The organism is Pantoea conspicua (assembly GCF_002095315.1).
GTDB lineage: Bacteria > Pseudomonadota > Gammaproteobacteria > Enterobacterales > Enterobacteriaceae > Pantoea > Pantoea conspicua.
The window spans coordinates 1-19,992 of sequence record NZ_MLFN01000064.1; the positions used below are offsets into that span (position 1 = coordinate 1).

Sequence of the window (19,992 nt, forward strand, 5' to 3'; positions counted from 1 at the left end):
TCTTGCAGCCTCACCTGAATAATCAGGATGAGCGGTAGCAGATGTGTCAGCAGCGGGCTGAGCCGAATTGGCGGAGGCATATTTAGCCGCAGTCAAAGCTGCATTGTATGCTTTTGCAGCCTCACCTGAATAATCAGGATGAGCACTGGCAGCAGTATCAGCAGAAGGTGATGAGGTAGCGGGCTGATTAGAAGACGCAGAAGCCGCTGCATCATATTTACCACCTGTCATTGCTTCAATACGCGAAATCCCCCCAATAATGTTATTTTTTCCGGCTGTTTGTGTACCCGTATCCGGGGCCTGACTTTGTTGTAAACCCTGATTAATTTGAGCAGTAGCAGCTTGAGCTTCGTTAGGATTGTAAGCAGCCTGAACAGGTACGGAAACAACAGAAATAAGCAGTGTGGCAATAATTGTTTTTTCAATTAATGAATACTCTGATTAAAAGGTGTGCAGGTCAATCCACCCATTATGGATAGATTACAAATTTTGTTCACGGGTTTAGGTGCGGCTTGTGGAAGTACACACTGACTAGCTATCATTTGACCGCCTGTACTGATACACAGGCCTGAAACAGCAAGCATAGTCCAATCTGCAGAGTTTTCACCATGACTATCAGCACAACCCGATAACAAAGTGATAAACAAGGTAAGTAATGCCCTTTTAAAAATCGACCAGGGATCTTTTTAAGTTTTCCTGTGTTACAGCAGATTCATCTGGCGCTTTTTTTCCATAACTATCAACGAACGACATTTATCTTTAAGTTCTCTGTGAAGAAAGTCAGACTTTTTTTGAGCCTAAAATTAACGAGCGAACTTTAAACCTGCTTCCAGGTGCATATTTTGACTTAGGACAAGCAATGAGCGTACGATATCAGACCCGCTTTTATGGTTTCTTGTCGTGCCTGAATCTGTTATTCATCTTAGTAGCAAACAGTCTGTTTAAGAATCAAAATACAACCTAAATCATTGTAATTATTCTACTCTTTCAACCCTGCTAATGATAAATATTCGTTCTGAGTTCTCGTACACGCTTCTTTTCTCTGTATCTGCCTGCAGATCTTCCGCGTCTTTTGCTGCATCATCGGCTTTACGAGGCGCAAGCATCGGATAGGGAGATACGGCTCGCGCGCCAATGAGGCGCTGCGCCATAGACGAGATTCGGCCTTTTGGCACCAGGATAGGAGTCTGTTCACTGGGTCGGTAACGCCGTTTTCCCCGGCTCGGATGTCTGGCTATTCCCTGGCACTCCGGGAGTATCGTTCTGGTGCTTATCTGCCCGATAAAAATAGGGAGCCACGCTATCCGTGTTGCCACCCGGCCCCCGGTAAAATGCCGCTTTTGTTCGCCCTTGTATCATCATCCACGTTAATCGTTCGCACCCGAAAACATCGTTCCCTATGCCGACTTGTCATTATCTTCCCCACTGGCCACCCCTGCTACAGGTAGCTTTTGATCGTGTTAGCAGAATTGTGTTTCAGACGGGTCCGTCATGATGACGCCAGATGCTTTGCTGCACGACATTATGGCCGTCCTGAGGCTCAGACGCTGGAAGCAATCCGCAAAGAGTAATGAATAATCGCGCCTTCTTTCCGGTTTTCGTCTCATCGTTATCAGTTTCGCCACTGAAAACTGCATCCTGGAGTAGACAATAGATCGAATTCAGCATTGTGATATCGCTGGTTTATGTGAAGTATCAATATCTGAATACATTATGGTTTAACAGGCTACTTTTCAGGGGATATAAGGGCAGGTAGATGAAATAAAATAAAGATGTTGAGATTTTTTAAATCCATTGTGCGAACGCTTGCGAACCAGCACACAGAGTACTGGTCCGGTTTGCTGCAGGGTTTATAATTAGTTTGATAAATGATTCTTTTAAAGAAGGCAGTGTCTTATCGTTTTATAGCGAAATTGAACAAGAAAACAGTATTGATAAATTTGGTGGGTAATTACTCTGGTATTTACACATTATTTATCATTTATTATATCTATTGAAGTAATGTGTTGTTAGTAATATGAATAACGAAACGAATATTTATCCCAGAGCTTTCACGATATCAAGGAAAAAAGCTTCAGATTCTGCTGGTGTGTGCGACGCACCATAGATGGCTCCCCCTATCGCACCAACGGTTAGCCCTGCAATGACGCCTGCAAGCTGCGCCAGTCCAAAAGTCAAGGGACCGGCAAAACCTGCCCATTTACCAAAGCTAAACGCGAGCGTAGTTGCACCAATGACGGCACCATTCAATACGGCCTCGCCAAATAATTCAACTTCTGTGGCCGTTGGCGCGCCGCCAGCCACGATATGCAATTCATGGTTATTTAGATTTCTCATAATATCTTCTTTATATAAAAGAAAAGAGCACCAGTGCTAGAGATGTATCAGGCCTGATACTCTTCTATATTACCGGCTGCTTAACCAGCGTAATCCATTACGTTATTAAAAAAGTTTTCAACCTGCTCAGAGGTATGGGTTATGCCATAGAGTGCCCCACCGATTCCACCAATCGCAATGCCCATGACGGTACCTACAAGTTGTGCAACACCAAAGGTTGTGATACCTGATGCCATAGCCCATTTACCACCAATAAAAGCATAGGTAGTGGCGCCAATTATCGCACCTTCAAACACTTCCTGCCAACCTGCACCAGAAACACATTTAATTTCATATTGGTTAAGCTCTTTCATCATCTTTTCCTTTTTTGTTGAATTTTTTGGCCACTCATTATTGTGGTGGGATGGATTATAGTATCCGTCGATGTGAGGGATAAATAGTAATTGGTCCATATTGTGCTTGTTGTGAGTATGATTTTGAATGGATTACAAAATGCTGATATTATAAGGCTGAAGCCAGTGTCTTAAGGTGAAATTAGTCAGGAAAGAAAATCAATGCTGATTTTTTATTTATCAGCAATGAAAAGTGAGAGTGAGAAGCCAGCTATTACGCTGCTATCGCTTATTGAGACCCAGCTGTTCTTTTACTTCTTTATGTTATCTCACGTGACTATTAATTTGGTCTTTTTTCATCCTTGCCAGAGTTTAGTGCCTTTTCCCGAGATAGAAAACCATCCATGTCGCTACATAAATCTATTTTACTGACTAAGTGAATCATTTAGTCTGTGCAGGGTTGCTGCCGATTCTCCGTTAGTTCAGGCGGGTAATCAACAACCTGCAGCACAAGTATTGGCTAAGTAAGGTGGGACGATGACAGGCCGCCGTGCAAAACCCGTGCTTTCCATTAGTTTTTTAAGCCGCAGAAGAAGTCGGGGCCCTTTATAATGACGCATTCCACTGACCAGCAGACTGACACCGCGTTTCCAGAGATGATTAGTGTTATCACCCGCCAGTTACTAAATCCATATCACCAGAAAATACTTCCTGAACTGACGCGCCAGCTCATGAAGCATTGCTTTGCAAATCTGGAGACTAGCGAAGGTTACATCGATTTCATCATTAATGTGGGGGAGATCTGCATACGTCCGGTTTCTTTCAGTGGGTTTGGTGAGAGACTTTTTGTGAATGTAGCGGGAGGGATGTTCTGAAACGGATGACAGGCACAAAAAAACCACCTATTGAGGTGGCTGACGACATGGCTTACTGCTTTTTTTATTCGGTTTCAATATGGTGCCCGGGGCGGGACTTGAACCCGCACAGCCTTACAGCCGAGGGATTTTAAATCCCTTGTGTCTACCGATTTCACCACCCGGGCAGGGTGTAACTGGAGGCGCGTCCCGGAGTCGAACCGAGGTACACGGATTTGCAATCCGCTGCATAGCCACTCTGCCAACGCGCCTTAAACTGATGTGCCGTCAGGTTAACCTGACCTGCGAATCTGGAGCGGGAAACGAGACTCGAACTCGCGACCCCGACCTTGGCAAGGTCGTGCTCTACCAACTGAGCTATTCCCGCATTTTTCAGCAACTGCATCGAACTTGCTGATTTCATTTATCTTCTGGCAGACTGGCTGCCGTTCGATGCGATGCATTCTACTGACCTGACGCAATGAGTCAATAAAATTATCCTCACTGTGTGTCTGTTTGCTGCTTTTTAAATCGCATCGATCACGGTTCGAGCAGATCGCCGCGTGCAGCGCTCAGGTACTGGAACATCGACCAGAACGTCAGTACCGCAGCAATGTATAACGCCACCACGCCAATCCCGACCACGGTGCTGTCAGGACGCCACAGCAGGGCAAACAACGACAGCATCTGGGCAGTGGTTTTCACTTTACCAATCCATGAAACTGACACACTGCTGCGTTTGCCAATCTCAGCCATCCACTCACGCAACGCGGAGATGATAATCTCGCGGGCGATCATGGTAGCGGCGGGCAGCGTAATCCACCAGGCGTGGAAATATTCCGCCACCAGCACCAGCGCCATAGCCACCATGACTTTATCCGCCACCGGGTCAAGAAAGGCACCAAAGCGCGTAGTCTGTTTCCAGCGGCGCGCCAGAAAGCCGTCAAACCAGTCGGTGACGGCGGCGAAAATGAAGATCAAAGCGGTGGCCAGCGGCGCCCAGTGAAACGGCAGATAGAAAGCCAGCACAAAGAACGGGATGAGGACGACTCGGAACAGGGTGAGACACGTCGGAATGTTAAATTGCATATGCCGGTAACTGTCTGGAATGGGTAGAATTTAACGTATGTTCCTACATTGCCCCCCCCGTTTCAATGCTAGTGTTTCAACGAGTAGTATATTTTTTCTGCCAGCGCGTGTGAGATACCCGGTACATTGGCGATCTCCTCCACCGATGCATTCAACAGCGGTTGCAGGCCCCCCATATACTTGAGCAGCTGCTGACGCCGTTTCGGCCCTACCCCTTCAATGCTTTCCAGCGCACTGGTGTTCTTAACCTTAGCCCGTTTTTTGCGGTGGCCCGAAATTGCATGATTGTGAGCGTCGTCACGAATATGCTGGATCACATGCAGCGCAGGCGCATCCGGCGGCAGCGATACCCCCTCGCCTTCCGCTTCGAAAAACAGCGTTTCCAGACCGGCTTTACGATCGCTGCCTTTGGCTACACCCAGTAAAATCGGGTGGGATTTATCCCAGGGCACATCCAGCTCGGCAAAAACCTGTTTTGCCTGGGCCAGCTGCCCTTTCCCGCCATCGATAAGGATCACATCCGGAATTTTATCTTCTTCAATGGCTTTGCCATAACGCCGGCGCAGCACCTGATTCATTGCCGCATAGTCATCGCCCGGCGTAATGCCGCTGATGTTATAGCGGCGGTAATCGGCACGCAGCGGACCGTTCTGATCAAACACCACGCAGGAGGCGATTGTCTGTTCGCCCATGGTGTGACTGATGTCGAAACACTCCATGCGCGTAATTTTGTCGAGTTCAAGAAACTCAGCCAGTGCCGCCAGACGCTGATGAATGGTTGAGTGCTGCGACAGTCGGGTGGTTAACGCGGTTGCGGCGTTGGTCCGCGCCAGTTTCAGATACCGGGCACGGTCACCGCGCGGTTTGCTCTGAATGGAGACCCGACGACCGGCCAGTTCACTCAGCGAGTCGGCCAGTAGTTCGCGTTCCGGCAGCGTAAAGTCGAGCAGGATATCGCCCGGTAAAGTGCGCGCTTCACTGCCCTGCAGATAGAACTGTCCGACAAAGGTTTGCACCACTTCGGCCAGATCGGTATCGGCCGGCACTTTCGGGAAGTAGCTGCGGCTGCCTAACACTTTGCCCTGACGAATAAACAGCACATGCAGACAGGCCATACCCGCCTCATAGGCCACGCCCATCACGTCCAGATCATCGCCCTGATTAGAGACAAACTGCTTCTCGGTAATTCGGCGTACCGCCTGAATCTGATCGCGCAGGCGCGCCGCTTCTTCAAATCGAAGCCCGACGCTCGCCTCTTCCATCCGCTTCACCAGCAGATTCAGCACCTGGTCATCTTTGCCCGCCAGGAACAGCCGCACATAATCGGTTTGCTGCGCGTACTCCTCTTCGCTCACCAGACCGGCAACGCACGGCCCAAGGCAACGGCCAATCTGATATTGCAGACAGGGACGTGACCGGTTGCGATAGACGCTGTTTTCACACTGGCGGATCGGGAACACCTTTTGCAGCAGCGCTAAGGTTTCACGCACCGCATAGCCGTTGGGAAACGGACCAAAGTACTCCCCTTTGGCATGTTTCGCGCCACGGTGCATCGCCAGGCGTGGATGCGTATCCGCGCTCAGGAAGATGTAGGGATAGGATTTATCATCGCGCAGCAGTACGTTGTAGCGCGGCTGGTAGAGCTTGATGTAGTTATGCTCAAGCAGCAGCGCTTCGGTTTCGGTGTGGGTTACGGTGACATCGATGTGCTGGATATTGCTCACCAGCGCTTCGGTCTTGCGACTGCCGACCTGAGTGCGAAAATAGCTGGTCAGACGCTTTTTCAGATCTTTGGCTTTGCCAACATAGATGACGTTGCCTGCGGCGTCATACATGCGGTAGACACCAGGCTTGCTGGTCACCGTACTCAGAAAGGCTTTGGGGTTAAAAACGTCACTCACTACTGATTAACGGCTCCGCATTATAGAGGCCATGTCGAATGGCCAGATGCGTTAACTCTACGTCACCACTGATATTCAGCTTACTGAACATCCGATAACGGTAGCTGTTAACGGTTTTAGGACTGAGATTCAACTGCTCGGAAATTTCCGTCACCTTTTGTCCTTTGGTGATCATCAGCATAATCTGCAATTCCCTTTCCGACAAACAGCTGAAAGGTGATTCGGCTTTCTGTGGCTCAATCTGACTCAGCGCCATCTGCTGCGCAATGTCCGATGCGATGTAGCGCTGTCCGGCATTAACCGAACGGATCGCATTAATCACTTCCTGTGGCGCGGCTCCTTTACTGAGATAACCTGCGGCGCCCGCCTGCATCACTTTGGCAGGCAGCGGATTCTCGGTATGAATAGTCAGCATAATGATTTTGATATCAGGGTTGTAGCGCACAATTTTTCGTGTCGCCTCAAGTCCGCCGATACCTGGCATATTCATATCCATCAACACCACATCAACCTGATTGGCGCGACACCACTTTGCCGCATCCTCGCCACAGTTAACTTCTCCAGCCACTACCAGACCTTTGACATCCTCCAGGATGCGGCGGATACCAGCACGGACCAGTTCATGGTCATCAACAAGAAGCACACTGATCAACGGGAAAACTCCAGAGGCTATAAGAGGAAGCGATTAACGATTTCAGGCGGTAATCATACCTGCTTTTACCTCAAAAGCACATCAACAAAGCAAAACTGTAGGTGGGATGCCGGGTTCAAAACGGCGGCATTTGTTTTCCGGACCGGCGTTCCAGTCGGGCATTAACCTCGCCAGACATATAAAGTTAAATTTTTTATTTTCAATGATTTAAATTATTAACTCAGAAACGTCCGCGCCCTGTGCGTTGCGCTGAACGGCCGCGACAGACGCCTATGATAACTTTCCGCGATTAATAAGCCCGGCTGGATTGATTGCCTTTTCTGGCGGAAGCGAACCGGCTGCATCAGCAACTTAACGGCCCTGTGGTATACTCACGCACTGCTGTACGGACTTGATTGCCGACACGTTGTTATTCACCAAGGAGAAAATCATGAGCGATGAAGATTTTGCCACTTCGCAGGAAGCGCGCAAATTATCGGATGAAATAGCGGGTCTGAAAATGATGATCACGCTGATTCTGAAAGGTATGGGTCAGGCGGATGCCGGAAAAGTCATTATCAATATGGAACGCTACGTGCAGACGCTTGGCGACAAGCCACAGGCAGAAGTGTTCAGCAACACCATTAAGCAGATCAAAGCGGCCTACCGCCAGTAAGTATTTTGCCCCCAGCTGCGGGGGCAAAATATTTAGCTGTGCGACTGCCAGTTAACCGACACACCCAGCGACGGCAGTACCTCTTCCGGACTAAAACGCCGGGTGCCGCGATACTTCTCCGCCAATGCCGGCTGCACCACCGGAATGCGAATCGCGAACAGATTATCCTCTGACAGAATTAATCCCGGCGTCAGCGGTTCATACACCACCTGGTGCTGCTCAAACATCTTCTCGAGCATTGGTGTGGCTGAACTGATGATGTACTCCATGCCATTCAGCTCTGCCAGCTGCACCGCGTGCCAGAGAATGTTCAATGGCAATTCAGGGTCCACTTCCAGCCGTGCCGAGAAGCGCGACATCTCCCACACCTTCTCATGGCTGAAGGGCAACACAATACCTTCACTTTGTTCAGGTTCGAACCACGGCATTAATCGCGCGCAGCCGCTGATCCCATTACGCGCATTCCAGGCGATTAGCCAGGTCACATCTGAACGATCGTAACGATCATATTCCTGTCCCGGCGTGCTAAGACGGGGAGGAATCGACCATCCCTCGCCGCGCGCAAATACGCTATACCGGTAGCTGCCAAGTTCGGCGAGCAAAGAGGATGGCATATCCTTTAATTGCGTTTGAACTATTTTCATCATGCGCCTCTGACATCCCCATGTTTGCAATGATTTCTTTGCGCCAGCCTGGCAAAGCTCTGGCGCAGGGTAGACAACTGACCTGGACGAGGGAACTACCAAATTTAGTAGTTGCCTTTTCTCTAAATCAGCCCGATCGCCGCTGCATAACAGGCAATCTGAGTTTTATTGGAAACATTGAAACGCTTTTGCATATTTTTCTGGTGAAAGTTAACGGTATGTTCAGAGATGGATAAAATAAGTGAAATTTCTACCGCCGTTTTTCCTTCGGCAGTCCATTTCAAAATTTCCAGCTCGCGCTGACTAAACTCTTTTTTTAGTACCATCATGGCATCATCGCTAAAGCGTTCCAGCGTATCTAAGCTTAGCTCCGCCAAAAAGTGTAGTTTGACTTCCAGTTCAATGCGGCGCTCGTCAATAGGAAGCGGCTGTTGCGATGATATAGATAATATACCAATGACGCGATTTGGTGCCATCGCAGAGCAAGAAAAACCGCTCTGTAAGCCGTGCTCGCGCGCCTCAGACCACAGGTTACCGGCCTCAGTGAACAACTCGCTTGCCCACACCATTCCCTTGCCCGGCCGCTGACAGCGTTCCAGCACCGGATCGACCGCGTAATAATTGTTCGCTTCATAATGCTTAACCCAGTAAGCGGGATAGGTGCTGTGCAAATGAATACGCGGCCGGCTAAAAGGCACCGGATGCTGAATCAGAAAAGCAAAATAGTCGAAACCCAATGCTTCAGTAAATTGTTGCAATAACGTCTTCAGTTCAGATGAAAGCGTTAATGCCTGAAATTTTTCTTCCGTCTCACGCCGCCAGACGAAATAATTTTCGGTACTCATATTGCCTCGGCATTATTTTTACGCATCTGCGCATTATTTTTCATTTTGGTTATTCAGATAAAAAATAAATTATCAGGAGTAAATTAATTGATTGTACAAACAGGCATCGCTGCAATAAACATGGCATTTAATTCCTCGAACGTCAGGCTCCGCCATAATCCCCGTCCCCCACTAATATGAGGTCGTCCGAAGCAACTTCCGACCAAAGACGAAGAATAAGATTTTTCTGATAGAATTTCAATCATTCTGTTTCAGTCCGTTTTTTCATCAAAATGAAAATGGCCTCTGCACACCTGAAAATCAATTCCCCGAGCGTCAGCAATTTATGTATAAACTGCGAATTAATAACCATTTTAATAAGCGAAGCGGTAGATATCCCGTCGCAACATATTTTTCAGCGGGAAATAACCATTCATTTCACTCTTTTTGGGTTGAGACTACGCTTAGTCTGCGGCAACCGGTGCTGTGTCCGCTCTGACAAGACGAAAGCGGCCCGTGGCCCGCACGATTCAACAGGTGATGGATTAACACGCCACGGGAGCATACGATGTTAAATCAGTGGGCTTTACTTTTTCTGGTCTCAGGCGCATGCACCGCGCTGATGATTATCAAGGATATTTTACTCTATCGTCAGCCTGCGTCTCTGATGAACCTGGTCTGGCCGCTGACCGGCCTTTATCTGCCGTTTATTGGCTGGCTGGCATGGTGGTATCTTGGACGCATTCCCCGCCATCAGCTAAAAGCAGCGTTGCTGATTCGACAAAAATCACCCCGTCACACGGGCTGGCAAACCCTATTTATCGCCACGGCTCTGTCAGCCAGTGCCTGTATTTTAGCGGAGACGATAACCTTACCAATAATCACGCTACTGAACTACTTTAAAATAACGCTTTTGATCTGGCATCAGGCAGCGATTTCGTTGCTGATATCTTTACTGCTCCTGCTGCTGTTCCATTTTTTCACGCTGGCGCGACATGAAAAAAATCATTCTGGCAGAAGCTGTCGCTGGCATTTAAACGCAGCGCATTTCCACTGCTGATCTATCAGGCCGGCATTTTTCTCTTTATGTCACTGGCACTGAAATTTGTTCTGCACCAGCAAATTAATCCGTCCCTGAGCATTTTCTGGTTCATGCTGCAATTAGCGATGCTCACTGGCTTTGTTTTTTCCTGGCCAGCCAACCATTTCATGATTAAGCGCGGTATTAATCCGGTTTTATGATTTATCGGCAATAGCCAGCGCCGCGCATGCCCAGATGAAAGTGAGTCGCATGTGCGGCGTTATAATCGGGTCCCAGCGAGTTACCAAATACCTGGCAGCCACCACGCCAAAGCGTATGTAGCAGGGCAGCTTTATCGGCTGGCTGTTGCCAGTGGCGGCTGACATCAATCCGCTGACCGTTGGCCAGCTGAAAACCGGTGACATCCCAGGCGTCAGCCGTGGCATGTTCACTTAACCGCCCCTCTGCCCGATGGTAAATATTGCGGCAGGCGTAGCTGCCAACATGGGTAATACGGACCAGCGGACTCTGCATTTGCTGCAGCACCTGCTCACGGCTGTGTAACACATACATGGTGCTGGCTACCGCCATCGGACAGCTGGCCAGGAAGCTGCTGCTCAGGCTGACCGGGCCAAAAGCCCGGATGCGCAGCGGATCGGCAATCGGGCAGTTGCCACGCACTGGCGGCCGTTCGCTGAAGCTGACCCAGCCCGCCAGCTGTGCGCGCCGCATTACGTCCAGGCAGGCCGCCGGATTGCCCGCCAGCCGTTTCATCTTGAGCTGTGTCATCCAGCCTGGCGGGTCGGTAACCGACAGCGGGATAAAGGGATTAAACTGCGGCGGCAGATGCTGTTTTAACCAGGGTAAACTGACCCATCCCAGCACAATCAACAGCAAAAACAGGATAAGCGTGCGCATATTCCCTCTCGCAGCATGATGAATAACAAACAAAAAGTGTAGAAGCACAATCCCCGTCGCGCCCTCTGTCTGACACAACGTGATGAAAACTTACCCAGCCTGACGCAGAATTAATCAGCGCACGACATTGCTGCTGTCTGATTAAGCGGCAATGGTCACAATTGATCAAAAACCGTTACCGGCTTTAACACGTCTTCCACTATCTTATGCCGACTTGCCCTCGGGCAGCCTCATGTCATAACAGCCAGCAGAGCTGACACAACATCAAGAAAGGAAAGACAATTCTATGGTTGATCAAACTAAAGACACGCCACTTGCGCAGGAAGGCACGGATAAGCTTCGGCGTAGCCTGCATAATCGTCACATTCAACTTATCGCTATCGGCGGCGCTATTGGTACCGGTCTGTTTATGGGTTCCGGTAAAACCATTAGCCTGGCCGGACCCTCGATCATTTTTGTCTATATGATCATCGGTTTTATGCTGTTCTTCGTGATGCGGGCGATGGGCGAACTGCTGCTCTCCAATCTCGAATACAAATCATTCAGTGATTTCGCGGCGGATCTGCTGGGGCCCTGGGCCGGCTATTTCACCGGCTGGACCTACTGGTTTTGCTGGGTGGTGACCGGCATTGCCGATGTGGTGGCCATCAGCGCCTACTTCCAGCTGTGGTTTCCGGGCTTCTCGATCTGGATGAGCGCCCTGCTGTGCGTAGTGGTTTTTCTGACGCTCAATATTGCGACGGTCAAACTGTTTGGCGAGATGGAGTTCTGGTTCGCGATTATTAAAATCGTGGCGATTGTGGCGCTGATCATTACCGGCATTGTGCTGGTATCAATGCATTATCCTTCACCTGGCGGCGGTACCGCCTCGCTGAGCAATATCTGGGATCATGGCGGGATGTTCCCTAAAGGGCTGAGCGGCTTTTTTGCCGGCTTCCAGATAGCGGTGTTTGCCTTCGTCGGGATTGAACTGGTCGGCACCGCAGCAGCTGAAACCCACGATCCGCACAAAGTGCTGCCGCGCGCGATTAACGCCATTCCGCTGCGGGTGATCATGTTCTACGTGCTGGCGCTGATGGTGATCATGGCTGTTACGCCGTGGACCCAGGTGATGGCCGATCGCAGCCCGTTTGTTGAGATGTTCGTGCTGATTGGTCTGCCCGCTGCCGCCAGTATCGTCAATTTTGTGGTGCTGACCTCGGCGGCTTCCTCTGCCAACAGCGGCATCTTCTCCACCAGCCGTATGCTGTATGGCCTGTCGCAGCAGGGTGTCGCCAGCCGCGCCTTTGGCCGTCTTTCTGCCCGCGCCGTTCCCACCACCGGACTGTTTTTCTCCTGCCTGTGCCTGCTGGCGGGTGTGGCACTGATTTACCTGATCCCGGATGTGATGAGGGTATTTACCCTGGTGACTACCGTTTCCGCCATTCTGTTCATGTTCGTCTGGACCATCATCCTGTGCAGCTATCTGGCCTATCGTAAAAAGTATCCAGAGCGTCACGCGCAGTCCGGCTTTAAGATGCCAATGGGCAAGTTCATGTGCTGGGTCTGCATGGCATTCTTCGCGTTTGTGCTGGTGCTGTTGACCCTGCAGGAAGATACGCGTCAGGCACTGATGGTGACACCGCTGTGGTTTGCCCTGCTGACGATGGGCTGGTTGTTGCGTCGTCGCCAGGCTCGCTAAGCGCCTGTTGAATAACAAAAAGCCCGGTCAGTGACCGGGCTTTTTTATAGCCGTTCGACCAGTGTCTGAAATATCGTCCGTAAATCAGGCCGATCAGAAGGCAGCCGCTGTGGCTGGGGATCGGGCTGTTGCGGGGTGCCCAGACCAAAGGTAAAGGTGAAAGTGTCGCCTTCTCCCATCCTCAAATCCGCAATGGTGACCTGCCCATTCTTTTCGGCCATCGCATAAAAACCGTGACTGAACCAGGCGACCCGCTCGGCATACCAGTCACCGCGTAGCGCATCGAACAGTTCGGGATGACGCGGACGCCACACCACCTGCAGCGGACGCCGGGGCGACAGCAGTGACCAGTAAACTTCCCCGTAGCGGTCCGGCGTCATCACCACGCTGCGCCACACCAGAGTATTGAATGCGGTCGGCGTGACCAGTATCTGATCGGTCGGGATCCCCTGCCGGACCAGCGCCTGCTTAATCTGCAGTCCCGCCACACTCTGAATCGCCACGCTCCACACCAGATAAAGCGTACTTAGCATCAACCCGAGCCGGTTGCCGCGTAATCCGACGTCGCCACGCCGCCAGAGCGCCACGCCCAGGCCGATCAGCAGCGGTAGCGTATAGAGCGGATCGACAATATAAATGCTGCCGATCGCGTAGGGGTAGTCGGTCAGTGGCAGGCCAAGCTGGGTGCCATACACCGTCATTAAATCGAGCAGCGGATGGGTAATCAGCGCCAGCCAGATGGCGGGCCACCAGGCTGGCCATTTTACTCGCGGACGGAACAGATCCGCCACCAGCCAGGCAATCAGCGGCGAAACCAGCGTGAGATAGAGCAGCGCATGGCTCTCGGTACGATGCAGCGTCATATTGCGAATGGCATCGCCATGATCAAGAAACACATCAAGATCGGGTAAGGTGCCGCTGACGCCGCCGACCAGCGCAGCCTGCCAGATCGGTACCCGTCGTCCCATCACCGCCACGCTGACCGTGGCGCCCAGTACTAATTGCGAAACAGAATCCATCTCTTTACTCCGTCGCGAAGCGTGAATGTCTCGCCATTCAACGCACCCGAATCCCTTCAATAATCATGCGCTGCACATTATTGACTGCCTGATCAAAAAATTCGGGGTCGTTCAGCGTCTGGCCGGTGATCGCCTCAACCTGACTGGCAAAATCGGCGTAGTGCTGGGTCGTTGCCCATAGCATAAAGATCAGATGTTGCGGCTGTACGCCTGCCAGCCGGCCTTCGTCAATCCAGCGTTCGATAATCGACGCTTTATCATCCACCAGCTGTTTCAGATCGCCCGCCAGTTCGCCTTTCAACAGTGGCGCACCTTGCAACATCTCCAGGCAAAACAGCCGCGAGGCCTGCGGATGATCGCGTGACACTTCCAGCTTGAGGCGTATATAGCGGCGGATCGCCACCAGCGGGTCCTGATCGTGTGCCAGCGCCCGCAGCGGTGCCAGCCAGACATCCAGAATCTGTTTCAGTACCGCCACATACAGTGCTTCTTTGGAGGGAAAATAGTAGAGCAGATTGGTCTTGGAGACGTCAGCCCGCTCCGCCACCTTATCGAGGCTGGTCCCATGAATGCCAAACTGGGAGAAGAACGTTAAGGCCGCCTCCAGAATGGCAGCGCGCTTCGCGGCAACGGCACGCGAACGACGCGTTGGCTTTTTTTCATCGGTTTTCACACGGTTACCTCTTCCCTCTTGTGTCAGCGCATCATAGCAAAGTGCTTCTGCCCTGCCCAATCCGCCACCTGCACCTTTTTTGCCCAGCCTGCATGGAAAATGTGCAGCGAATTTTGACCAAACGGTCCGAAACGGACCATCTGCTCCGGTTACCTCTTTCGGGTTAATTTTAACTCATTGTTATTTAATGCATTAAAAATGTGGCACACAGTTTGCAGAATTGTGACTGAGCGCAGCCCCTCAGGGATGAAGCAGGAAGCAGTGCCGCGCGTGAAATGCTTTCCCCCATCGCAAAGAGGTTTCACATGAAGATAGGCGTCTTTATTCCGATTGGTAACAATGGCTGGCTGATTTCATCTCATGCACCACAGTACAAACCGACCTTTGAACTGAACAAAGCGATCGTGCAGAAAGCGGAGCATTACCATTTCGACTTTGCGCTGTCGATGATCAAACTGCGCGGCTTCGGCGGTAAGACTGAATTCTGGGATCATAACCTGGAGTCTTTCACCCTGATGGCGGGCCTGGCGGCTGTCACCTCGCGCATTGAGATTTACGCAACGGCGGCCACGCTGACCCTGCCACCGGCGATCGTGGCGCGCATGGCGGCGACCATTGATTCGATCTCCAATGGCCGGTTTGGCGTCAATCTGGTCACCGGCTGGCAGAAGCCCGAATATGAGCAGATGGGACTCTGGCCGGGCGATGAATACTTTGGCAGCCGCTATGCCTATCTGACTGAATACGTTACCGTGCTGCGTGATTTGTGGGGTACCGGCAAATCTGACTTTAAGGGTGATTTCTTCACCATGAATGATTGTCGCGTCAGCCCGCAACCTCAGCGGCCGATGAAGGTGATCTGTGCTGGCCAGAGTGATGCCGGCATGGCCTTTTCCGCCCAGCACGCCGATTACAACTTCTGCTTTGGTAAAGGCGTGAATACCCCTACCGCATTCAGCGCCACCTCTGTGCGGATGAAGCAGGCGGCAGAAAAAGCCGGACGCGATGTCGGTTCCTATGTGCTGTTTATGATTATCGCCGCCGACAGCGATGAAGAAGCGCGCGCCCGGTGGGAACACTACAAAGCCGGTGCCGATGAAGAGGCGCTTTCATGGCTGACAACCCAAAGCCAGCAGGACACCAAATCGGGCAGCGACACCAACGTGCGCCAGATGGCCGATCCGACTTCAGCGGTCAACATCAATATGGGCACGCTGGTCGGCTCCTATGCCAGCGTGGCGCGGATGCTGGATGAGGTGGCGCAGGTTGATGGCACGCACGGCGTTCTGTTGACGTTTGATGATTTTCTGCAGGGCATTGAGGATTTTGGACAGCATATCCAGCCGCTGATGCAGTGCCGCAGCGCCCTGCTGGATGCGCAACAGGAGGTAGCGTGATGAATACGGTTTATTGCGCGTATACCCCTGACGTACCGCAGATAGAGTTACCCGCGCGTCCCGAACCGATTGCCTTTCCACCCAGCCAGAGCGCGCTGATCGTGGTGGATATGCAAAATGCCTACGCCACTCCAGGCGGCTATCTGGATCTGGCCGGTTTTGATGTCTCCGCTACTCAGCCGGTGATTGCAAAAATCGCCGAAGCGGTGACGGCCGCACGCGCTGCGGGTATCCAGATTATCTGGTTTCAGAACGGCTGGGATGCAGATTACGTCGAGGCAGGCGATGCCGGTTCACCCAATTTCCACAAGTCGAATGCCCTGAAAACCATGCGAAAACGTCCGGAGCTGCACGGCACGCTGCTGTCAAAAGGCAGCTGGGATTATGCGCTGGTGGATCAGCTGGTGCCGCAGCCGGGCGACATCGTGCTGCCAAAACCGCGCTACAGCGGTTTCTTCAACACGCCACTCGACAGCATGCTGCGCAGCCGGGGTATCCGTCATCTGATCTTCACCGGCATTGCGACGAACGTCTGTGTCGAATCGACACTGCGTGACGGATTTTTCCTGGAGTACTTCGGCGTGGTACTGGAGGACGCGACCTATCAGGCCGGCCCGCCTTTTGCGCAGCAGGCGGCGTTGTTCAATATCGAAACCTTTTTTGGCTGGGTGTCAGACGTCGCCACCTTCTGCGAGAGTCTGAAACCCGCAGATGCCCGTTAAGAATCGCGTAAAGGAGAAGTTGTTATGCCAAAAAGCGTCATTATTCCGCCGGGTACCACTACCCCTATCGCCCCTTTCGTGCCCGGTACGCTGGCCGACGGCGTGGTTTACGTTTCGGGTACGCTGCCATTCGATGCTGATAATAACGTGGTGCACGTTGGCGATGCCGCCGCGCAAACCCGTCATGTGCTGGAAACCATTAAAAAGGTGATTGAAACCGCTGGTGGCAATATGGCGGATGTCACGTTCAACTCGATATTCATCACCGACTGGGCAAATTACGCGGCGGTGAACCAGGTTTACGCCGACTATTTTCCCAGCGATAAACCGGCGCGTTTCTGTATTCAGTGTGGGCTGGTGAAACCTGATGCGCTGATTGAGATCGCCAGCGTGGCGCACATCGGCAAACAGGAGGCCTGATGCAGCTGGATATTGTTGGCCTGCAGTCACCGGATGCCCCGACGCTGGTGCTCTCTTCCGGTCTGGGCGGTGTGGCGGGCTTCTGGCAGCCGCAGCTTGCGGCCCTGACCGCGCGCTATCGGGTGGTGCTCTACGATCAGCGCGGTACCGGCCGTAGCGCCGATACCCTGCCGGAAGGATACAGTATGGCGATGATGGCGGCGGAACTGGCCGCCGCACTGGCGCAGCAGGGCATTCTGCGGTTCAGCCTGATCGGCCATGCGTTGGGCGGGCTGGTGGGCATGCAGCTGGCGCTGGACTATCCGGAGCGGGTTGAGCGGATCGTGGTAATCAATGGCTGGCTGACGCTCCATCCTCATACCCGCCGCTGCTTTCAGGTGCGCCAGGATCTGTTGCTCAACGTTGGCGTGGAAGCCTTTGTGCGCGCCCAGCCGCTGTTTCTCTATCCGGCTGAATGGATGGCGCAGCATCAGACGCAGCTGGAGCAGGAAGAGAGTCATCACATCGACCATTTCCAGGGGATGGAGAACCTTATACGACGCCTGCATGCGCTGATAAGCGCAGATTTTAGCGCCCGCGCTGCGGCGATCCCCCAGCCGGTGCTGGTGATCTGCAGTCAGGATGATCTGCTGGTACCGTGGAGCTGTTCCACGCAGCTGGCGGCGGCGCTGCCGAACACCTCGCAGCAGGTCATGTCATGGGGTGGCCACGCGATGAGCGTTACCGATGCCGATCACTTTAATGCCCTGCTGGTGCAGTGGCTGGATGATACCGATGACGTGCAGCCGCTGGCGCGCGTGACCGGATAACCCTTTTTTGCGGAGATCGCGATGAACCCGAATCACCTTGCCCCCGTGGTAGAGAAAACTGAATTTCGTAACGCCATGTCGCGGCTTGGCGCGGCGGTCAACATCATCACTACTGAAGGTCCTGCCGGACGTGCAGGCTTTACCGCTTCCGCCGTCTGCAGCGTCACGGACTCGCCGCCCACGCTGCTGGTCTGCCTCAACCGGTCTGCCTCGGTGTGGCCTGTCTTCGCTGAAAACCGGCAGCTCTGCGTTAATACCCTGGCGGCGGGCCATGAAACTTTGTCTAACCTGTTCGGCGGCAAAACACCGATGGCCGAGCGCTTTATTGCGGCCGAATGGTCAACGGCGGTGACCGGTTCGCCGGTGCTGAGCGGTGCCGTCGCCTCGTTTGACTGCCGGATCAGTCAGATTGTCAGCGTCGGAACGCACGACATCCTGTTCTGTGAGGTTCTGGCGCTGGTACGCAACGATGATACGCACGGACTGGCGTGGTTTGACCGCAGCTATCATCCCCTTATGCGGCAGGAAGCCTGTTAATCCCCCTGCTGTCGCAGGTCTGGTCCCGGCATTCATCACTTTCTGGAGTATACGATGGCACGTTCCTGGTTTCCGCAATGGCAGAAGAAGTCGGCACTGAGTGAAAACGGCATTATCGCACCGGATGAAACGCTGCCGATGGGGCAAACGCTGGTTCTCGGTTTGCAACATGCGGTAGCGATGTTTGGCGCAACGGTGCTGATGCCGTTGCTGATGGGGCTGGATCCTAACCTGGCGATTCTGGTGTCGGGCATCGGCACCCTGCTGTTCTTTTTCATTACCGGCGGTCGGGTGCCAAGCTATCTTGGCTCCAGTGCCGCGTTTGTTGGCGTGGTGATTGCCGTGACCGGCTTCAGCGGCCAGGGGCTGAACCCCAATCTCAGCGTGGCGCTGGGCGGCGTGATCGCCTGTGGCCTGATCTATACCCTGATCGGGCTGGTGGTGATGAAATCCGGTACCCGCTGGATTGAAAACCTGATGCCGCCGGTGGTGACAGGCGCAGTGGTGATGGCTATCGGGCTGAACCTGGCCCCGATCGCGGTGCATGGCGTATCCGGCTCCGCTTTTGACAGCTGGGTGGCGGTAATGACAGTGCTCTGTATTGGCGTGGTGGCGGTGTTTACCCACGGCATGATACAGCGCCTGCTGATCCTGATTGGCCTGATAGTGGCCTGGGCGCTCTATGCGCTGCTGACCAACGGACTGGGGCTGGGCAAACCGGTCGACTTTACTCTGCTGGCGCAGGCACCCTGGTTTGGCCTGCCTCACACCACCGCTCCCCGCTTTGATCTGCAGGCGATCGTGATGATCGCGCCGGTGGCGATCATTCTGGTGGCGGAAAATCTCGGTCATCTGAAAGCGGTGGCGGGCATGACCGGGCGTAACCTTGATCCGTATATGGGACGCGCGTTTGTCGGTGACGGTCTGGCGACGATGCTCTCCGGCTCGGTCGGCGGCAGCGGCGTCACCACCTATGCGGAAAATATCGGGGTAATGGCGGTGACCAAAGTCTACTCAACGCTGGCATTTGTTGCGGCGGCGATCATTGCGATTCTGGCCGGTTTTTCGCCGAAGTTTGGTGCGCTGATCCATACCATTCCGGCGCCGGTGATTGGCGGCGCATCGATTGTGGTGTTTGGGCTGATTGCGGTGGCAGGCGCACGCATCTGGGTACAAAATCACGTTGATTTCAGCCAGAACAGTAACCTGATAATGGTGGCCACCACGCTGGTGCTGGGTGCCGGTGACTTTGCATTGAAGATAGGCACATTCACTCTCGGCGGTATCGGCACCGCCACCTTCGGCGCCATTATCCTCAATGCGATACTGCGCCGACGCGGCGCGTCGCTATCGGATAAGCCGCTGGCGCGTCAGCAGGGTTAGCTATTCCTGCGGTGTGGTCGCTGGCTGCACCGCTTTCTTCCGTTTCAGCCGTAGCTCACTGACGATCACCCCACAGACAATCAATGCCCCGCCCAGCAGCGCCAGCGCGGGCAAGCGCTCGCCC

The 19,992-nt window shown here is 52.9% G+C and carries 21 protein-coding genes, 3 tRNA genes and 2 pseudogenes; 11 read left to right on the top strand and 15 right to left on the bottom strand.

Translation table 11 applies throughout. The features are described 5' to 3' along the window. From HA41_RS21215 to HA41_RS17375, 3 genes and pseudogenes are all read right to left on the bottom strand, one after another. Positions 1 to 231 (bottom strand): annotated as a pseudogene (locus tag HA41_RS21215) (hypothetical protein); the annotation flags it as partial. Positions 232 to 2,037: 1,806 nt separating this feature from the next. Then, complete coding sequence (locus HA41_RS17370) at positions 2,038 to 2,337, bottom strand: hypothetical protein (protein ID WP_094121812.1); 300 nt, start codon at positions 2,335 to 2,337, stop codon at positions 2,038 to 2,040. An 80-nt stretch (positions 2,338 to 2,417) separates the two neighbouring features. Continuing rightward, positions 2,418 to 2,789, bottom strand: coding sequence for a hypothetical protein (locus HA41_RS17375; protein ID WP_143807359.1), 372 nt, complete (start codon positions 2,787 to 2,789; stop codon positions 2,418 to 2,420). Between the two features lie 491 nt (positions 2,790 to 3,280). On the opposite strand from HA41_RS17375, the gene HA41_RS17385 reads away from it, so the two are divergent. Continuing rightward, complete coding sequence (locus tag HA41_RS17385; protein ID WP_094121815.1) at positions 3,281 to 3,544, top strand: hypothetical protein; 264 nt, start codon at positions 3,281 to 3,283, stop codon at positions 3,542 to 3,544. A gap of 80 nt (positions 3,545 to 3,624) precedes the next feature. Here the strand turns inward: HA41_RS17385 and HA41_RS17390 are convergent. The 6 genes from HA41_RS17390 to uvrY all read right to left on the bottom strand — a co-directional run bounded on the left by HA41_RS17390 (position 3,625) and on the right by uvrY (position 7,165). After that, a tRNA-Leu gene (locus HA41_RS17390) sits at positions 3,625 to 3,711 on the bottom strand. 10 nt (positions 3,712 to 3,721) lie between these two features. Then, positions 3,722 to 3,795 (bottom strand) — tRNA-Cys (locus HA41_RS17395). A 40-nt stretch (positions 3,796 to 3,835) separates the two neighbouring features. Further along, positions 3,836 to 3,911, bottom strand: a tRNA-Gly gene (locus tag HA41_RS17400). A gap of 152 nt (positions 3,912 to 4,063) precedes the next feature. Beyond that, a complete protein-coding gene (gene pgsA, locus HA41_RS17405; protein ID WP_031376084.1) occupies positions 4,064 to 4,612 on the bottom strand; it encodes a CDP-diacylglycerol--glycerol-3-phosphate 3-phosphatidyltransferase in 549 nt (182 codons plus the stop codon). A gap of 68 nt (positions 4,613 to 4,680) precedes the next feature. After that, positions 4,681 to 6,513, bottom strand: coding sequence for an excinuclease ABC subunit UvrC (uvrC, locus tag HA41_RS17410; protein ID WP_094121816.1), 1,833 nt, complete (start codon positions 6,511 to 6,513; stop codon positions 4,681 to 4,683). Beyond that, on the bottom strand, positions 6,506 to 7,165 hold the full coding sequence (gene uvrY, locus HA41_RS17415; RefSeq protein WP_094121817.1) for a UvrY/SirA/GacA family response regulator transcription factor: 660 nt from the start codon (positions 7,163 to 7,165) through the stop codon (positions 6,506 to 6,508). The genes uvrC and uvrY overlap by 8 nt, the downstream gene beginning before the upstream one ends. A gap of 430 nt (positions 7,166 to 7,595) precedes the next feature. On the opposite strand from uvrY, the gene HA41_RS17420 reads away from it, so the two are divergent. Continuing rightward, positions 7,596 to 7,820 (top strand): DUF2594 family protein, encoded by a 225-nt coding sequence (locus HA41_RS17420; RefSeq protein ID WP_094121818.1) that lies wholly within the window; start codon positions 7,596 to 7,598, stop codon positions 7,818 to 7,820. Positions 7,821 to 7,852: 32 nt separating this feature from the next. Here the strand turns inward: HA41_RS17420 and HA41_RS17425 are convergent, their stop codons facing one another. Together HA41_RS17425 and HA41_RS17430 are read right to left on the bottom strand one after the other, a co-directional pair. Continuing rightward, the gene (locus HA41_RS17425; protein WP_094121819.1) at positions 7,853 to 8,464 is read right to left on the bottom strand and encodes an acyl-homoserine-lactone synthase; all 612 of its coding nucleotides are present in this window, start codon (positions 8,462 to 8,464) and stop codon (positions 7,853 to 7,855) included. A 122-nt stretch (positions 8,465 to 8,586) separates the two neighbouring features. Then, entirely contained in the window at positions 8,587 to 9,309 is a 723-nt protein-coding gene (locus tag HA41_RS17430; RefSeq protein ID WP_094121820.1) for an autoinducer binding domain-containing protein, read from the bottom strand. 547 nt (positions 9,310 to 9,856) lie between these two features. Here HA41_RS17430 and HA41_RS17435 point away from each other — a divergent pair. Together HA41_RS17435 and HA41_RS21480 are read left to right on the top strand one after the other, a co-directional pair. Beyond that, entirely contained in the window at positions 9,857 to 10,348 is a 492-nt protein-coding gene (locus tag HA41_RS17435) for a hypothetical protein (protein WP_244175144.1), read from the top strand. Beyond that, positions 10,348 to 10,530, top strand: a complete 183-nt coding sequence (locus tag HA41_RS21480; RefSeq protein WP_244175145.1) for a DUF4396 domain-containing protein — start codon at positions 10,348 to 10,350, stop codon at positions 10,528 to 10,530. The genes HA41_RS17435 and HA41_RS21480 overlap by 1 nt, the downstream gene beginning before the upstream one ends. A gap of 1 nt (position 10,531) precedes the next feature. Here the strand turns inward: HA41_RS21480 and HA41_RS17440 are convergent, their stop codons facing one another. Further along, positions 10,532 to 11,227 carry an extensin-like domain-containing protein gene (locus HA41_RS17440; RefSeq protein ID WP_094121821.1) on the bottom strand — a complete coding sequence of 232 codons (696 nt, stop codon included), beginning with the start codon at positions 11,225 to 11,227 and terminating at the stop codon, positions 10,532 to 10,534. 286 nt (positions 11,228 to 11,513) lie between these two features. On the opposite strand from HA41_RS17440, the gene cycA reads away from it, so the two are divergent. Continuing rightward, on the top strand, positions 11,514 to 12,908 hold the full coding sequence (cycA, locus tag HA41_RS17445; RefSeq protein WP_094121822.1) for a D-serine/D-alanine/glycine transporter: 1,395 nt from the start codon (positions 11,514 to 11,516) through the stop codon (positions 12,906 to 12,908). A gap of 44 nt (positions 12,909 to 12,952) precedes the next feature. Here cycA and HA41_RS17450 read toward each other — a convergent pair whose 3' ends face one another. Further along, positions 12,953 to 13,927 (bottom strand): metal-dependent hydrolase, encoded by a 975-nt coding sequence (locus tag HA41_RS17450; RefSeq protein ID WP_094121823.1) that lies wholly within the window; start codon positions 13,925 to 13,927, stop codon positions 12,953 to 12,955. 37 nt (positions 13,928 to 13,964) lie between these two features. After that, positions 13,965 to 14,600: an HTH-type transcriptional regulator RutR gene (gene rutR / locus HA41_RS17455; protein WP_094121824.1), complete on the bottom strand. Its 636-nt coding sequence runs from the start codon at positions 14,598 to 14,600 to the stop codon at positions 13,965 to 13,967. 305 nt (positions 14,601 to 14,905) lie between these two features. Here rutR and rutA point away from each other — a divergent pair, with 305 nt between their 5' ends. Genes rutA through rutG form a run of 6 tightly spaced genes read left to right on the top strand, consistent with a single transcriptional unit; the run spans position 14,906 to position 19,868 of the window. Continuing rightward, positions 14,906 to 15,997, top strand: coding sequence for a pyrimidine utilization protein A (gene rutA / locus HA41_RS17460; protein ID WP_094121825.1), 1,092 nt, complete (start codon positions 14,906 to 14,908; stop codon positions 15,995 to 15,997). Continuing rightward, a complete protein-coding gene (gene rutB, locus HA41_RS17465) occupies positions 15,997 to 16,719 on the top strand; it encodes a pyrimidine utilization protein B (protein ID WP_094121826.1) in 723 nt (240 codons plus the stop codon). The genes rutA and rutB overlap by 1 nt, the downstream gene beginning before the upstream one ends. Positions 16,720 to 16,743: 24 nt before the next feature. Then, positions 16,744 to 17,139 carry a pyrimidine utilization protein C gene (rutC, locus tag HA41_RS17470; protein ID WP_094121827.1) on the top strand — a complete coding sequence of 132 codons (396 nt, stop codon included), beginning with the start codon at positions 16,744 to 16,746 and terminating at the stop codon, positions 17,137 to 17,139. Next, positions 17,139 to 17,948 (top strand): pyrimidine utilization protein D, encoded by an 810-nt coding sequence (gene rutD, locus HA41_RS17475; RefSeq protein ID WP_094121828.1) that lies wholly within the window; start codon positions 17,139 to 17,141, stop codon positions 17,946 to 17,948. The genes rutC and rutD overlap by 1 nt, the downstream gene beginning before the upstream one ends. Positions 17,949 to 17,969: 21 nt before the next feature. Next, on the top strand, positions 17,970 to 18,485 hold the full coding sequence (rutF, locus tag HA41_RS17480) for an NADH-dependent FMN reductase RutF (RefSeq protein ID WP_094121829.1): 516 nt from the start codon (positions 17,970 to 17,972) through the stop codon (positions 18,483 to 18,485). 54 nt (positions 18,486 to 18,539) lie between these two features. Then, the gene (rutG, locus tag HA41_RS17485) at positions 18,540 to 19,868 is read left to right on the top strand and encodes a pyrimidine utilization transport protein G (RefSeq protein WP_094121830.1); all 1,329 of its coding nucleotides are present in this window, start codon (positions 18,540 to 18,542) and stop codon (positions 19,866 to 19,868) included. Here the strand turns inward: rutG and HA41_RS20830 are convergent. Further along, a pseudogene (locus HA41_RS20830) lies at positions 19,869 to 19,992 on the bottom strand (EamA family transporter); the annotation flags it as partial. It lies immediately after the preceding gene.

Coding starts and splice junctions, on each gene's coding strand:
- HA41_RS17370 (WP_094121812.1), bottom strand. CDS start 2,337: ATGAGAAATCTAAATAACCATGAATTGCATATCGTGGCTGGCGGCGCG.
- HA41_RS17375 (WP_143807359.1), bottom strand. CDS start 2,789: ATGGACCAATTACTATTTATCCCTCACATCGACGGATACTATAATCCA.
- HA41_RS17385 (WP_094121815.1), top strand. CDS start 3,281: ATGACGCATTCCACTGACCAGCAGACTGACACCGCGTTTCCAGAGATG.
- pgsA (WP_031376084.1), bottom strand. CDS start 4,612: ATGCAATTTAACATTCCGACGTGTCTCACCCTGTTCCGAGTCGTCCTC.
- HA41_RS17420 (WP_094121818.1), top strand. CDS start 7,596: ATGAGCGATGAAGATTTTGCCACTTCGCAGGAAGCGCGCAAATTATCG.
- HA41_RS17425 (WP_094121819.1), bottom strand. CDS start 8,464: ATGAAAATAGTTCAAACGCAATTAAAGGATATGCCATCCTCTTTGCTC.
- HA41_RS17430 (WP_094121820.1), bottom strand. CDS start 9,309: ATGAGTACCGAAAATTATTTCGTCTGGCGGCGTGAGACGGAAGAAAAA.
- HA41_RS17435 (WP_244175144.1), top strand. CDS start 9,857: ATGTTAAATCAGTGGGCTTTACTTTTTCTGGTCTCAGGCGCATGCACC.
- HA41_RS17440 (WP_094121821.1), bottom strand. CDS start 11,227: ATGCGCACGCTTATCCTGTTTTTGCTGTTGATTGTGCTGGGATGGGTC.
- cycA (WP_094121822.1), top strand. CDS start 11,514: ATGGTTGATCAAACTAAAGACACGCCACTTGCGCAGGAAGGCACGGAT.
- HA41_RS17450 (WP_094121823.1), bottom strand. CDS start 13,927: ATGGATTCTGTTTCGCAATTAGTACTGGGCGCCACGGTCAGCGTGGCG.
- rutA (WP_094121825.1), top strand. CDS start 14,906: ATGAAGATAGGCGTCTTTATTCCGATTGGTAACAATGGCTGGCTGATT.
- rutB (WP_094121826.1), top strand. CDS start 15,997: ATGAATACGGTTTATTGCGCGTATACCCCTGACGTACCGCAGATAGAG.
- rutC (WP_094121827.1), top strand. CDS start 16,744: ATGCCAAAAAGCGTCATTATTCCGCCGGGTACCACTACCCCTATCGCC.
- rutD (WP_094121828.1), top strand. CDS start 17,139: ATGCAGCTGGATATTGTTGGCCTGCAGTCACCGGATGCCCCGACGCTG.
- rutF (WP_094121829.1), top strand. CDS start 17,970: ATGAACCCGAATCACCTTGCCCCCGTGGTAGAGAAAACTGAATTTCGT.
- rutG (WP_094121830.1), top strand. CDS start 18,540: ATGGCACGTTCCTGGTTTCCGCAATGGCAGAAGAAGTCGGCACTGAGT.